13 protein-coding genes and 1 pseudogene are annotated in these 13302 nt (G+C 72.3%); 8 read left to right on the top strand and 6 right to left on the bottom strand.

The window, feature by feature from the left end:
- Positions 1-5 precede the first annotated feature (5 nt).
- Together Dfulv_RS26845 and Dfulv_RS26850 are read left to right on the top strand one after the other, a co-directional pair.
- A complete protein-coding gene (locus Dfulv_RS26845) occupies positions 6-1601 on the top strand; it encodes a ThuA domain-containing protein (RefSeq protein WP_259856177.1) in 1596 nt (531 codons plus the stop codon).
- Between the two features lie 145 nt (positions 1602-1746).
- Positions 1747-2223, top strand: a complete 477-nt coding sequence (locus Dfulv_RS26850; protein WP_259856179.1) for a DUF2269 domain-containing protein — start codon at positions 1747-1749, stop codon at positions 2221-2223.
- A gap of 123 nt (positions 2224-2346) precedes the next feature.
- Here the strand turns inward: Dfulv_RS26850 and Dfulv_RS26855 are convergent, their stop codons facing one another.
- The 3 genes from Dfulv_RS26855 to Dfulv_RS26865 form a co-directional block, all read right to left on the bottom strand.
- Positions 2347-4476, bottom strand: coding sequence for a PhoX family protein (locus tag Dfulv_RS26855; RefSeq protein WP_259856181.1), 2130 nt, complete (start codon positions 4474-4476; stop codon positions 2347-2349).
- 162 nt (positions 4477-4638) lie between these two features.
- Positions 4639-5040, bottom strand: coding sequence for a hypothetical protein (locus Dfulv_RS26860; RefSeq protein WP_259856183.1), 402 nt, complete (start codon positions 5038-5040; stop codon positions 4639-4641).
- A 3-nt stretch (positions 5041-5043) separates the two neighbouring features.
- The gene (locus Dfulv_RS26865; RefSeq protein ID WP_259856185.1) at positions 5044-5460 is read right to left on the bottom strand and encodes a hypothetical protein; all 417 of its coding nucleotides are present in this window, start codon (positions 5458-5460) and stop codon (positions 5044-5046) included.
- Between the two features lie 331 nt (positions 5461-5791).
- Between Dfulv_RS26865 and Dfulv_RS26870 the strand changes: the two genes are divergently transcribed.
- The 5 genes from Dfulv_RS26870 to Dfulv_RS26890 all read left to right on the top strand — a co-directional run bounded on the left by Dfulv_RS26870 (position 5792) and on the right by Dfulv_RS26890 (position 9760).
- Positions 5792-6970, top strand: coding sequence for an FAD-dependent monooxygenase (locus tag Dfulv_RS26870; RefSeq protein ID WP_259856187.1), 1179 nt, complete (start codon positions 5792-5794; stop codon positions 6968-6970).
- Between the two features lie 9 nt (positions 6971-6979).
- Positions 6980-7885 carry a hypothetical protein gene (locus Dfulv_RS26875; RefSeq protein ID WP_259856189.1) on the top strand — a complete coding sequence of 302 codons (906 nt, stop codon included), beginning with the start codon at positions 6980-6982 and terminating at the stop codon, positions 7883-7885.
- Positions 7872-8879: a serine hydrolase domain-containing protein gene (locus Dfulv_RS26880; RefSeq protein WP_259856191.1), complete on the top strand. Its 1008-nt coding sequence runs from the start codon at positions 7872-7874 to the stop codon at positions 8877-8879. The genes Dfulv_RS26875 and Dfulv_RS26880 overlap by 14 nt, the downstream gene beginning before the upstream one ends.
- 98 nt (positions 8880-8977) lie before the next feature.
- Positions 8978-9334 (top strand): hypothetical protein, encoded by a 357-nt coding sequence (locus Dfulv_RS26885; protein WP_259856193.1) that lies wholly within the window; start codon positions 8978-8980, stop codon positions 9332-9334.
- Positions 9335-9352: 18 nt separating this feature from the next.
- On the top strand, positions 9353-9760 hold the full coding sequence (locus tag Dfulv_RS26890) for a MerR family transcriptional regulator (protein WP_259856195.1): 408 nt from the start codon (positions 9353-9355) through the stop codon (positions 9758-9760).
- Positions 9761-9835: 75 nt separating this feature from the next.
- Here the strand turns inward: Dfulv_RS26890 and Dfulv_RS26895 are convergent, their stop codons facing one another.
- From Dfulv_RS26895 to Dfulv_RS26905, 3 genes are all read right to left on the bottom strand, one after another.
- The gene (locus tag Dfulv_RS26895) at positions 9836-11746 is read right to left on the bottom strand and encodes an elongation factor G (protein WP_259856197.1); all 1911 of its coding nucleotides are present in this window, start codon (positions 11744-11746) and stop codon (positions 9836-9838) included.
- A 139-nt stretch (positions 11747-11885) separates the two neighbouring features.
- A complete protein-coding gene (locus Dfulv_RS26900) occupies positions 11886-12428 on the bottom strand; it encodes a GNAT family N-acetyltransferase (protein WP_259856198.1) in 543 nt (180 codons plus the stop codon).
- Entirely contained in the window at positions 12425-12997 is a 573-nt protein-coding gene (locus Dfulv_RS26905) for a helix-turn-helix domain-containing protein (protein WP_259856199.1), read from the bottom strand. Before Dfulv_RS26905 ends, Dfulv_RS26900 begins: the two co-directional genes overlap by 4 nt.
- Before the next feature lie 120 nt (positions 12998-13117).
- On the opposite strand from Dfulv_RS26905, the pseudogene Dfulv_RS49080 reads away from it, so the two are divergent.
- A pseudogene (locus Dfulv_RS49080) lies at positions 13118-13234 on the top strand (NAD(P)-binding protein); the annotation flags it as partial.
- Positions 13235-13302 lie beyond the last annotated feature (68 nt).

Genomic DNA, 13302 nt, shown 5'->3' on the forward strand with positions numbered 1-13302 from the left:
TGGTGATGAGACGTAAGCTTCTGGCCGTCGCGGCGGTGACCGCGGCGCTGCTCGTCGGCGCGCACGTCCCGGCGGCCTCCGCCGACACCGCGTTCGACGTCCTCGTGTTCTCCAAGACGGCGGGTTTCCGCCACGACTCCATCCCGGCCGGCATCCAGGCGATCCAGCAGCTCGGCGCCGCCAACGGGTTCACGGTGACCGCCACCGAGGACGCGAACGCGTTCACGACCGCGAACCTGGCGCAGTACGAGGCGGTCGTGTTCCTCAGCACGACCGGCGACGTGCTCAACGCCACCCAGCAGACGGCGTTCGAGTCGTACATCCGCGGCGGTGGCGGCTACGTGGGCGTCCACGCCGCCGCCGACACCGAGTACGACTGGCCGTTCTACGGCGAGCTCGTCGGCGCCTGGTTCGCCTCCCACCCGGCGATCCAGCAGGCGACGATGAAGGTCGAGGACCGCAGCCACCCGGCGACGGCGCACCTCGGCGCCACCTGGGTGCGCACCGACGAGCTCTACAACTACCGCACCAACCCCCGGTCCACGGCCCACGTCCTGGCGACGCTGGACGAGTCGACGTACAGCGGCGGCGGCATGGGTGCCGACCACCCGTTCGTCTGGTGCAAGACGGTCCAGAGCGGGCGCTCGTTCTACACCGGCGGCGGCCACACCCAGGAGTCGTACGCCGACACGGCGTTCCGCACGCACCTGCTCGGCGCGATCCGCTACGCCGGCGGCAAGGTGGCCGCGGACTGCTCGCCGGGCACGACGCAGCCGCCCACCGGCCGGATCGAGGCGGAGTCGTTCACCTCGCAGTCCGGGGTCCAGGTCGTCGCGGACGGGACCGCGCACGGCGGCAACCGCGTCGGCTACATCGACAACGGCGACTGGGTCGGCTACTCGGGCGTCAACGTCTCCGGCAAGACCGGCTTCACCGCCCGCGTCGCGTCCGGCGGCACCGGCGGCACCATCCAGGTGCGCGCCGGGTCCCAGACCGGACCGGTGCTCGGTACCGTCGCCGTCACCAACACCGGCGGGTACGGCAACTTCGTCGACGTCACCACGTCGCTCGCCGCCGGCTCGGGCGCGCTGTTCCTGGTGTTCAACGGCACCGGCGCGGGCGGCCTGTTCGACGTCGACGACTTCGCGCTCAGCGGCGGGACGACCCCGCCGCCGGCGACGAACCTGGCGCTGAACAAGGCCGCGACGGCCGACAGCCAGTGCGCGTCGACGGAAGGGCCGGCCAAGGCGGTCAACGGCACCGTCAACGGCGGCAACGCCGACAAGTGGTGCTCCCTCGGCGGCACGAAGTGGTTGCGCGTCGACCTCGGCTCGGCCCAGTCCGTCGGCCGGATCGTCGTCCGCCACGCCGGCGCCGGCGGCGAGAACACCGCCTTCAACACCCGCGACTTCGACCTGCAGACCAGCACCGACGGCACCACCTGGACCACCGCCGCACAGGTACGCGGCAACACCACCGACGTCACCACCAACACGTTCGGACCGGTGAACACCCGGTACCTGCGGATCAACATCATCACACCGACCAACAACACCGACACCGCGGCACGGATCTACGAGTTCGAGGCCTTCGCCTCCTGACCGGTTCCCGCTCCCGCTGCCGGCGTCCTCAACCCGGGGACGCCGGCAGTTGCGTGACACGGGCCCGGTCCGGCACCACGCCGGCGCAGCTCTCTACCCGCGGCGGGTGACCGGCGCGGGCGGCGTCCGGCCGTACCGTGGCCGCATGCAGCGGTTCGTCGTCATGCTCCACGTGCTCGCGGCGGTCCTGCTGATCGGGCCGCTGGTGCTGACCGGGTTCTGGGGGCGCGGCGCCATCCGCCGGGGTGACGCGGACGGGGCGCGCCAGGCGTTCCGGGTCGCCCGCTGGACGACGGCGGGCTCGCTGCTCGTGGCGGTGCTCGGCGCGCTGGCGGTGGCGTGGTCGGAGCGGTACGGCTTCGGCACCCCTTGGGTCGTCATCTCCTCGACGCTGTACGTCGTGCTGCTGGGCGTGTCGGCCGGATACACGGTGCCCGCCCTGCGCCGGGCGGGGCTGCTGCTGCAGCGACGGTCGGCCGTCGCGGCGCTGGACGAGCCCGACGACACCGAACGGGACCGGCTCAGCGGCCTCGAGAGCCGCCTGGCCGGCGCCGGCGGGCTTTCCCTGGCCGTGGCGGCCGCCATCGTGGTCCTGATGGTCTTCCGGCCGTTCGGGGCCTGACACGCGGACGCTACGGATCCGGTCGGTGGTGGACGCCGCGGCCCGCTCGGCGCGTGACACGCCGCGGCGGCGAGGGCCTCCTGCCCCCGCCGCCGCTGGTGCTGCCGGACGCCGAAGTTGCTGTCAGACGCCGATGCTGCGGCCGTCGACGCGCCAGGCCACGGCGACGCCGGGCTTGGCGAAGTCGCCGTCGGGCCAGTTCGACGCCGGCTTCTCGATCGAGGCACCGGTGATCTCACCCGGGTGCTGGACGGCGACGAACGCGCTCTTGTTGTCGGCGTGGATCCACGGGCCGCAGGTCTCCGCGCCGTAGGGCACGGTGAGGAACTGCTTGAGGTGCCCCTTCTCCGGGCCCTCGAGCGGCACGGCGAACAGGCCGTCGTTGGTGCCGAGGGCGTTGCCGTCGGTCGAGATCCACAGGTTGCCGGCGCCGTCGAACGCGACGTTGTCCGGGCAGGAGATCGGCGAGACCAGGTTCTTGTCGTAGCCCATGAAGTACGTCGCCGGGTCCTTCGGGTCGCCGCAGACGATCGGGATCGTCCAGGTGAACGCCTCGCCCGTGTGGTCGCCGCCGTTCTCGGTGATCTCCAGGATGTGGCCGTGCCGGTTGTTGGTGCGCGGGTTCGCCTCGTCGGCGGGCGCCTTGCCGGACGAGCCGCGTTGGGTGTTGTTGGTCAGCGCGACGTAGATCTTGCCGGACTTCGGGTTGGGCTCGACGTCCTCGGGGCGGTCCATCTTCGTGGCGCCGACGGCGTCACCGGCGAGCCGGGTGAAGACGAGCACCTCCTCGGTGGTCATGCCGGGCACCTGCGACTTGCCGTTCTTGACCAGCGGAATCCAGGTGCCGGTGCCGTTGAACGCGCCGTCGGAGGGCAGCTTGCCGGAGCCGTCGATCTCGCCGGCCGAGGTGAAGCCGAGCTTCGCCACGTAGAGCGTGCCGGACTCGAGCAGGGTCAGGTTGTGGCGGCGGGCGAAGTGCGACTTGCCGCTGTCGAACTTCTTGTCCGAGACGAACTTGTACAGGTAGTCGAAGCGCTCGTCGTCACCCATGTACGCGACGGCCTTGCCGCTCTTGGCGATGATGACGTTGGCGCCCTCGTGCTTCACCCGGCCGAGCGCCGTGTGCTTGCGCGGCGTCGAGCCCGGGGTGAACGGGTCGATCTCGACGACCCAGCCGAAGCGGTTCGCCTCGTTCGGGTTCTTCGTCAGGTCGAAGCGGGCGTCGGCGCGGTCCCACTTGCGGCTGCCGGACGGGTACCGGTTGGTGGTGTCGATGCCGTAGCGGTTGAACCGGTCCTTGGCGGCGCCGGTCGACGTCTCGGCGCCGACGAAGTACTGGTTGAAGTTCTCCTCGCCGGACAGGATCGTGCCCCACGGGGTCACGCCGCCGGCGCAGTTGTTCAGCGTGCCGATGACGTCCTTGCCGCCCGGGTCGGCGGCGGTCTTCAGCAGGGCGCTACCGGCGGCCGGGCCGGTGAGCTTGAAGCGGGTCTCGAGCGCGGTGATCCGGCGGTTGTACCGGCGCGAGCCCCGCGTCACCGGCGTCCAGCGGCCGCTGCCGCCGACCCGCTCGAGCTCCACGACGGACATGCCGTGCGCGGCCATCGCCACCCGCAGCTGCTCGACGGAAAGCGCGTCGATGCCGGGGAAGCCGGGGAACATGAGGTCCTCGTTGGTGTACTCGTGGTTGACCACGAGCAGCGCCCGCTCGCCGCGGCGGTCCAGCGGCAGCACGGCGACGAAGTCGTTGTTGTAGCCGAACTGCTTCGACTGCGCGGCGGCGGTCTGCTTGGCCACGTTGAACCGGGGCGCGCCCGGCACGACCTCGTCGCCCCACTTGATGACGACGGCGTGGTCGTAGCCGTTGGGCACGACGATCCCGTCGACCTGGTTCGGGGTGACCGCCTTGAACGTCAGCTGGGACGGCGCGGGCGCCTTCGACGCGAAGGTGTCGACCTCCGGCACGACGACGTCGGGCTCGGACGCCGCACCGGCGGGCGAGGCGAAGGCGGGGGCGGCACCGGCCGCGACACCCGCGCCGGCCAGGCCGACGACGAGCGCGCCGCGCATGACGCCGCGCCGTGACACCTCCCCGGCGACCAGGTCACCGAGATACTCGTTGGCCGAACGGTTCGGCACCGGGTGGTCGCAGGCGTTGCCGCAGCGGTAGAGGCAGGTCATGCGGTCGCGAGCGCCGTGGCGCACCTGCGCCGTGCCGATGAACGGTAACGGGCGACGGACTGGCTCCGACATATGGTCTCCTCGGCGGTAACGGAAGTCGTGTTCAGCTGGGTTCCCGCGCACCGTATGAGTCGATGATGAACACCAGTTGACCTGCGTTTGAACCGGGAAACATGACCGGGCGCCGGAACGCCGACCGAGCAGGAAGTTCGGCCGGCGTTCACGTGGGCGGGGTCAGCCGGGGACGCCCCAGCGGACCAGGACACGGTCCGGCTGGTGCGGGTGGACCAGCACCGAGACCCGCTGCCCGACGCCCGCCTGCGCGGACGCGTGGATCGGCAGCAGGACCTCCCGGGTCACCGGGTACGGCGGCCGGCCGGCGACCTCCACAAGGAGGCTGATCCGCACCAGCGGCTGCAGGTTGATCCGGGTGCCGGTGTCGGCGAGCCCGATGACGGTCGCGGCCGCGGGCAGGCCGGTCCGCAGCAGCTCCAGGTCGGCGGTCTGCGCCTCCATGCTGTGCTGCACGTGTTGCAGCTGCGCCGTCCCGGCCCGCATCTGCGCGGCCGGGTCCCAGTCGGCGTTGATCTGGTCCGCCTGCTGCTTCAGCTTCCTGATGTCGCCGAACAGGCCCACGGTTCAGACCTGGCCGAAGATGTTGCCGTAGTGGACGGCGAGCTGCGTGTCGCCGCGCATGCGGACCGGCCAGCCGGCGGCCGCCTCCTGCCACGCCTCGGCGGAGACGCCGAAGCTCTGCGCCTTGAGCAGCAGGCCGTTGACGTCGAGGCCCTCCTGCGAGGCGGCCTTGGAGATGCGGGCGTACATCGTCAGGTCGACGCCGGCGATCGGGGCGAGGCGCGGGTCGTCGGGGGTGATGCCGGTGGCCACCGGGGCACCGAAGGCGTTCGCGGCGGTGTAGCCGGTGGCGCCGTAGGCGGCCTGCTGCTGCGCGGCGTAGGCCTGCGCCGCGGCCGAGGTCTGCTGCGCCTGCGCCACCATGCCCGGCGCCTGCGCGACAACGTTCTTCAGGTCCTTCATCTGCTTGAAGAGGCCCATGTGGTCCCAGTGCTCCCTCTGGTCGCTGTGGTGTCGGCGACGACCGTACGGGCCGGGGTCACCGCGCAGCGTCAGGAAAGTGATCGGGGTCGTGTCACGAACCCGCAACCGTGCGCTGCGTCACCGACACAGCGCACGGGTGCGTGCTTCGCCGGCCGCCAGGTGCGGGCCGTCGACCTGCGAAACGACGACGCCCAATATCCGAATCGGCGTGCTGTCCAGGGATTTGCGATGAAAGATTCATCACCGGGCGCTAGGAACCCGCCTGCCGGGTCGATAGTCTCTCGTCGCTGAGTGTGCCTTTTGTCCCTCCAGGAGTCCGAGGTAGGTCATGGGTTCATCCGCACCGTTGCGGATCGCTGTCATCGGCGCCGGGATCGGCGGGCTCACCGCCGCGATCGCCTTGCGCGCCAAGGGCCACGAGGTCGTGGTCTACGATCAGGCCGCGGAGCTGACCGCGATCGGCGCCGGCATCTCGCTGGGCGCCAACGGCGTCCGGCTCTACGACCGCATGGGTCTCGGGCAGGCGGTCCGCGAGGCCGCGTCCGACCTGCACCGCATCCAGTTCCACCACTGGAAGACCGGCGAGATCTTCCACGAACACCCCATGGGCGACTGGTACACCGACCGGTTCGGCGCGCCGTTCCTGGGCCTGCACCGCGCCGACCTGCACGAGGTGCTCCTCGACAGCTTCGACGGGACGCCGGTCCTCAACCACCGGTGCGCCGCGGTCCGCGAGTCGCCGGACGGGGTCGAGGTCGAGTTCGCCGACGGCACCAAGACCGAGGCCGACGTGGTGATCGGCGCCGACGGGCTGCGGTCCGCGGTGCGCGAGCACGTCACCGGCCCGGACGAGGCCGTGTTCTCGGCGATGAGCTGCTTCCGGGGTCTCGTGCCGGTCGAGAAGGTCCCCGGCGGCGACCGGATGGGCCTGACGTTCTTCCTCGGCCCCGGCCGGCACCTCGTGGTCTACCCGGTGCGCGGCGGGGAGCTCATCAACTTCGTCGCCTACGTCCCGGATCCGGAGTGGACGCTCGAGTCGTGGTCGTCCAAGGCCGAGTCCGCCGACGCCGTCGCCGCGTTCGACGGCTGGAACGACACCGTGGTCACGATGCTCAGCAACGTCGAGGAGACCGGTCGCTGGGCACTCTACGACCGTGAGCCGCTACGCAGGTGGAGCACCGGCCGGGTCACCCTGCTGGGCGACGCGGCCCACCCGATGCTGCCGCACGCCGGCCAGGGCAGCAACCAGGCCGTCGAGGACGCCGCCGTGCTGGCCGGCCTGCTCAGCGTCGCCGAGCTGCCGGTCGCCGAGGCGCTGCACCGGTACGAGCAGATCCGCAAGCCGCGGACCCGGCAGATCCAGATGGGCTCGCGCGGCAACGCGGCCTGCTTCCAGCTGCCCGACGGCCCGGCGGCCGACGAGCGCAACGCCCGGCTCGTCTCCCTGCCGGACAACGTGGCCTGGATCCACGGCTTCGACGCGGAGGAGGAACTCGCGGCGGCGTAGGGTTGGCGGGTGCCCGTGCCACTGCCGTCGTGCCCGCCCGGCGTGGATCCTTCGGTGCTGGTCGGCGAGGTCCACGCCTGGGCCACGTCGGAGCCGCTGCGGGCCCTCGTCGAGGCGTTCGGCGGGCGGGTCCCGGAGGGTGACACGGCGGCCGTCCTCGCCTGGCTCGACGCGTTCTCGGCGGCGCACTGGGACTTCCGTGCCGGCCGCGAGCGCGACGAGGTGCCGCCGCCGGTGCTCACCGGCGGCGTCGGGGCGCTCGTGGCGGCCTCGGCGGTGGCCCTGCGGCTCGCCGACACCACGGCGCCGCCCCACCGGTCGTATGAGCATCTGCTCGTCCTCGGCGGCCTCGGCCGGGCCTGCCTGCAGCGCACCGAGCACGCGGCCCGGCTGGTGCGCTCCGGCGAGATCACGGCCGGCGAGGTCACGGCGCTCGCCAGCTTCCGGACGCTGACCGACACCGAGCGCGCACTGCCCGGGCTGGCCGGGCTGGAGCACGAGATCGACGCCATGGAAGCCGGGGTGCGGGCCGCGTTCGGGTTCGCCGGGCCGCCCGGCGGTTCCATCTCGGTCCGGACGTTCCCCGGCGTCCGGGTGCTGGCCGCACCGTCCGGCGACCCGCGGCGGCGCCGGGCGAACACCTCCGACACCTACGAGTTCTGGGCCGGCCTGGTGCACCTGCGCCCCGGTGACCGGATCCTCGTCGTCACCTCGCCGGTCTACGTGCCGTTCCAGCACTGTGACGCGATCCGGCTGATCGGCCTGCCGTACCGGTGCGGCGTCGACACCGTCGGGTTCGCGCCCGCGCGGGCGTCGGTGCCGCAGCCGCCGGAGGCCGCCCGGCCGGACCGGTACCTGCAGGAGGTACGGTCCACGATCCGCGCGATGCGGCGGCTGGTTGATGTCGCCGGGTGAGCGGCTCACCCGGATCGCCGCCCGGGCGCCGGTGCCGGCGGTGGCGGTGGCCGTCTTCGACCGGGACCGGGTGCTCGCCTCGGTCGTCCACGGGATCGCGGACCTCACCACCGGGCGACCGGCGGCCGAGGACTGCTGGTGGGACCTGGCGAGCCTGACCAAGGTGCTCGTCACCCTGCCCGAGGTGCTCGACCACGTGCCCCTCGACCGTCCACTGGAGACGCTCTGGCCCCGGGCCGCCGGCCTGCCGGTCGGCCGGGCCACCGCCGCCGACCTGCTGAGCTACCGGGCCGGGCTGCCCGCGACCGTGCCGTTCTTCAAGACGCTGTCCGGCCGCGACACGATCGTCGACGCCGCGCTGCGCACGCCGCTGTCCGCACCCGGACCGGTCTACAGCGACCTGGGCTCGATCATCCTCGGCGCGCTGGTGGAGGAACGCACCGGCACGCCGCTGCCGGAGCTGGCCCGCCGCCGGACCGGCCTGCGGATGGGCGGGCGGTTCGCGCCTGCCGTGGCGACCGAGCGCTGCCCGTGGCGGGGCCGGCTCGTCGTGGGTGAGGTCCACGACGAGAACGCGGCGGCGATGGGCGGCGTGGCCGGCCACGCGGGCGCGTTCGGCACCCTGGCCCTGGTGACCGCCGCCGCCCAGGACTGGCTCGCGGGCCGCACCGGCTCCCCTGCCGCCCACGACTGCTGGGCGGCGGGCCGCACCGGCTCCCCTGCCGCCCACGACTGCTGGGCGGCGGGCGGCACCGGCGATCGCTACGGTCTCGGCTGGTGGCTGCCGCCGACCCGCGGCCTGGGCGGCCCGTCACCGGGCGCCGACAGCTACGGCCTCTCGGGCTTCGTGGGCAACCGGATCTGGCTCGAGCCGTCCCGCGGCTACGGCGTGGTGGTGCTGAGCAACCGGGTGCACCCGGCGCGCGGCGACCGGGGCCCGTTCAACGCCTGGTGCGACACCCTGCTGACGGCGCTGCCCCGTCTCGTCGGATGACCCGGCGGAAAGTTCCGGCGCGGGTGTCGAACGACGCCCCCGCCGTTCAACGCGTCAGTGCAGGGCACCAACGCCGACCGTCGGAAGGGGCACCACCCATGACCGCCATCGAGCACACCAGCACCGCGGACGGGGCGGCCTCGACGCGGCTCCGGCTCGCCGCCGGGGCCACCGCCGCGCCGCTGTTCGCCGTCGTGGCGCTCGCGCAGGCCGCCACCCCGTCAGCATCCTCGCCAACGGGGACCTCGGCTGGATCCAGGCCGGCAGCTTCGTCGCCACCGATCTGCTCACGCTCGTCGCGGCGGCTCGCTGGACCTGACGGATTGCTGGATCCCGGTGTCGGGATCGGTCAGTCGTTGCGGGGTTTGCCGAACTCTTCGATCAGCACGGGATACTGCTCACCACCGTGTCCGGCGGCGATCGAGCAGTCGGCCATCGCCTTGATACCGGTGTGAAGGTCAAGCGAGGTTTCGGTGCAAATCGGGGAACTGAGTCGTCGGACGGGCGTCAACGCCCATCAGCTGCGCTACTACGAGGCCCAGGGCCTGCTGGAGGCAGACCGCGGCGCGAACGGTTACCGCAAGTACGGCGAGGACGCCGTGCTGCGGGTGAAGCAGATCCGGCACCTGCTTGGTGCCGGTTTGTCTTCCGAGGACATCGCGTATCTGCTGCCCTGTGCGGTGGGAGAGGCCCCGGAGCTGCTCGGGTGTCCCGAGTTGCTGGCCGCGATGCGGTTGCGGCTGCAGCGACTGGACGATCAGATGGACAGGCTCGCTCAATCCCGCGACGCTCTTGCCGACTACATTGATGCGGCCGAGCGAATGGGCAGCGAGAGCTATCCACCCTTTGACAATGCCGACCTGGAGCCCGTCCCGGCCTGAGCAGCCGGGGTGGGCGCTTGAAGTTCGCTGGCCTCTGCCGAGGAGGCGGTGCAGGCGAATTTCCGGCGCCGAACGCTATCCGAGGCCGACTGCCGTGCGGCGGACGACCTGCAGCAGGTACTCCTTGCGGTCGAGCGGGTTGTGGTCGGACCGCGGCCGCTCCGGCACCGGGCCGCGCACCGGCTCGTAGCGGTCGAAGGTGTACTCCAGCACGCCTTCGCCGCGCGTCAGGGCGGGCAGCACCTGCTGCAGGGCGTGCACGTTCGCGGCCGGCACGTCGCCCTCGATCAGGCCGGGGAGGTTCCGCAACGGCACTCCACGCGCCCGCACCAGCGCCGGCAGCACACTGCTCAGCGTGTCGGCGGGGAACTCCAGCCGGAAGCGGTGGACCGGCTCGAGCACTGTGGTGCCGGCGGCGCGCAGCGCGTCCATGAGCACCAGCGGCGTCAGGTTGCGGAAGTCGCCCGCGGTGCTCGACATGCTCTTGTCGAACGTGCCGTGGGCGTGGCTCTGCCGCGCCCAGTAGCCGGAGTGCGTCATGGTCACCACGCAGTCGGTGGTGGCCCAGCCGTGGACCCCTTGCCCGAGGGTCTCCCGGACGGTCTCCTCGACGGCCTTGAAGAACGCCGGCGGCATCGAGCCGAGCTCCACCTCCAGCCGGAACGCCACGCCGGACCCGGCCGGTGCCGGGTCGACCCGCAGGCCGACCGTGGCCAGGAACGGGTTCGGCGGGACGCCGATGAACTCCACCGCGGCACCGGTTCCGGCCGGCCGCTCGACGCAGATCGTGGTCGTCTCCCGGAAGGTGACGTCCAGGCCGTACTCGTCGTGCAGCGTGGCCTGGACGACCTCCTTCTGCACCTCGCCGTAGAGCGACACGGAGACCTCCTGCCGGACGTCGTCCTGGCGCAGGTCGATGAGCGGGTCCTGCTCGGCGAGCTGGGCGAGGGCGGCGTGCAGGGCGCCCTTCTCCCCCGGCCGGGCCGGCACGACCACCGTCTCCAGCGTCGGCGGGGCGAACTGCCGGCCGGTGCCGGCGGGCGGCACGCCGATCGCGTCGCCGATGCGCACCGACGCGAGGCCCCACAGCTTGCCGATGTGGCCGGCGGTGACGGCTTCGCGGCGCACGACCGTGCCGTTGTCGAAGACGCCGACGGCGGTCACCCGGTCCTCGCCGCGGAACCGGTCGCGGACGCGGACCGCGCCGGAGAACATCCGCACGTAGGCGATCTTCTCCCCGGCCGGGCCGCGCTCGACCTTGAACACGGTGCCGGACACCGGCCCGGTGGCGTCACCGTCCACTGTGGGCAGGTGGGCGGGGATGCCGGCGACCAGTTCGGCGACGCCGTCGCCGGTGATGGCCGAGCCGGTGTAGACCGGATGGACCAGGGCGCGGCGGGCCTGCCGGGCGAGGGCCTCACGGACCCGGGTGTCCGGCACCGGGTGGTTGCCGACGTAGGCGGCGAGGAGTGCGTCGTCGTGCTCGGCGAGGACCTCGACGATGCGCGTGGTGCCGGCGTCGACCGGCACCACCGCCGGGGTGAGGCGGGCGGCGATCTCGCGCAGGACCCGGCCGGGGTCGGCGCCGCGCCGGTCGACCTTGTTGATGAACACGATCGTCGGGATGCGCAGCCGCTGGAGGGTGCGCATCAGCACGCGGGTCTGCGCCTGGACGCCCTCGACCGCGGAGACGACGAGGACGGCGCCGTCGAGCACACTGAGGACCCGCTCCACCTCGGCGATGAAGTCGGGGTGGCCGGGCGTGTCGATGAGGTTGACGTCGACACCGTCGACCACGAACGACACCACGGCCGACTTGATGGTGATGCCGCGCTGCCGCTCCAGGGCGAGCGAGTCGGTCCGGGTGCTGCCGTCGTCGACGCTGCCGATCTCGTCGATGACGCCGGCGGCGTGCAGCAGCCGCTCGGTCAGGCTGGTCTTACCGGCATCGACGTGCGCCAGGATGCCGAGGTTGAGAGTGGGCACGAAGCGTCATGTCCCTTGACTGGAGAACGGTTCCTTCCTGGTTGGACATGAACGCTGCTCGCATGCCGGTGCTCCCCCGCTCGGTGACTGTCCTGCGACTTCCCAGCAGAACACCGCGGCCGCGGTGGGGCAACCGATTTCAAGCGAGCCGTTTGTAGAAGAAGCTGCAGTCCTCGAGGGTGCCGCCGGGATCGGTGGCGTAGCTGGGCACGATCCCGTAGCGGGTCCAGCCGGCGGCGTGGTAGAGGTGCTCGGCGGCGCTGCCGGTGGCGGTGTCGAGCAGCAGCAGGGTGGCGCCCTCGTCCTTCGCCGCCCGCTCGGCGGTCGCCAGCAACGCGCGGCCGAGGCCCCGGCCGCGTGCGGCACTGTGAACCATGAGCTTGAGGACCTCGGCACGGTGCCGGCCGTTCGGCTTGGGCTCCCGTGCGAGGCTCACGGTGCCGACGACGCCGGTCGCGGCGCCGACGGCGGTGGCGGTCCAGACGGTGAGGCCGCCGTCGGTCACCGCCGGCTGGCGTGAGCGCCACCAGTCGGCGGCCTGTTCGTGCCCGAACGGTGCGCGGAAGCCGACGGAGGCGCCGCCGGCGACGGCGTCGACGAGCACGCCGGCGAGGTGGTCGACGCAGTCGCGGTAGGCGTCGGCGGTGAGGCGGGTGATGGCGTGCACGGCGGTCCCCTTCACGGCAGGACGATGAGCAGGACATACCGAACCGGGCCGGGTCCGGGGCAGTGGAAGCGGGACGAACCCCAGAGCCGGTAACGGAGGCAGTCGCCGGCGCGGAGCGCGTGCTCGACGTCGCCGACCGTCATGGCCAGGGTGCCGTCGAGCACCCAGAGATGGTGTTCCAGCCCTGGGACCGAGGGCACGTCGTACCTGATGTCCGCCCCCGGCTGGAGCGCGCCCTCGACCACCTCGCCGCGCAGCCCGGGATGCGGCGGCGACACGGACCGCCGGGTGAATCCGTCGGCCCGGTCCTGCCACACCGGCTGCCGGTCGGCCGGCACCAGCTGCGGCGGCTCGGGCTCCACCTCGGCGAGGAGCCGCGAGACGGTGCGGCCGTAGGCGGCGCAGAGCTTGTTGAGCAGCGCGGCGGTCGGGCTGATCTCGCCGCGTTCGAGCCGGGACAGCGTGGAGCGGCTGACCCCGGAGCGCTTCGCAAGCTCGTCGAGCGACCAGCCCCGCTCGGTGCGCAGCTCGGCGAGTCTTCCGGCGAGCCGGGCCTCCAGCGACTGGTCCTCGTCGTCTCCCATATCCGGGACGATATCCCAGATCTGAGATATGGGGTTGATCTGTGGCCGCGATCACGGCGGGCGTGAAGACGGCGCCCGGGGGTAGAGCACGGCTGCCCGACCCGCCGGAGGGACCAGCGTATGAACAGCCCATCCGCTGCGTACGACCTCATCGTGGTCGGCGCCGGAACGGCCGGCTGTGTGCTGGCGGCGCGCCTGTCGGAGCACGCCGACGTGCGCGTCCTCCTGCTGGAGGCGAACCGCCTGCACCCCGAGAAGGTCCCGCCGCCGTCCTGGTTCGCGCTGCAGGCCATTCCACGCGCCTA

The sequence above is a fragment of the Dactylosporangium fulvum genome (assembly GCF_025137375.1).
Lineage (GTDB): Bacteria > Actinomycetota > Actinomycetes > Mycobacteriales > Micromonosporaceae > Dactylosporangium > Dactylosporangium fulvum.

What these genes read in the sequence shown, in the direction of transcription:
- Dfulv_RS26850 (WP_259856179.1), top strand. Translation starts at nt 1,747, where the DNA reads ATGCAGCGGTTCGTCGTCATGCTCCACGTGCTCGCGGCGGTCCTGCTG.
- Dfulv_RS26870 (WP_259856187.1), top strand. Translation starts at nt 5,792, where the DNA reads ATGGGTTCATCCGCACCGTTGCGGATCGCTGTCATCGGCGCCGGGATC.
- Dfulv_RS26865 (WP_259856185.1), bottom strand. Translation starts at nt 5,460, where the DNA reads ATGGGCCTCTTCAAGCAGATGAAGGACCTGAAGAACGTTGTCGCGCAG.
- Dfulv_RS26845 (WP_259856177.1), top strand. Translation starts at nt 6, where the DNA reads ATGAGACGTAAGCTTCTGGCCGTCGCGGCGGTGACCGCGGCGCTGCTC.
- Dfulv_RS26855 (WP_259856181.1), bottom strand. Translation starts at nt 4,476, where the DNA reads ATGTCGGAGCCAGTCCGTCGCCCGTTACCGTTCATCGGCACGGCGCAG.
- Dfulv_RS26885 (WP_259856193.1), top strand. Translation starts at nt 8,978, where the DNA reads ATGACCGCCATCGAGCACACCAGCACCGCGGACGGGGCGGCCTCGACG.
- Dfulv_RS26880 (WP_259856191.1), top strand. Translation starts at nt 7,872, where the DNA reads ATGTCGCCGGGTGAGCGGCTCACCCGGATCGCCGCCCGGGCGCCGGTG.
- Dfulv_RS26905 (WP_259856199.1), bottom strand. Translation starts at nt 12,997, where the DNA reads ATGGGAGACGACGAGGACCAGTCGCTGGAGGCCCGGCTCGCCGGAAGA.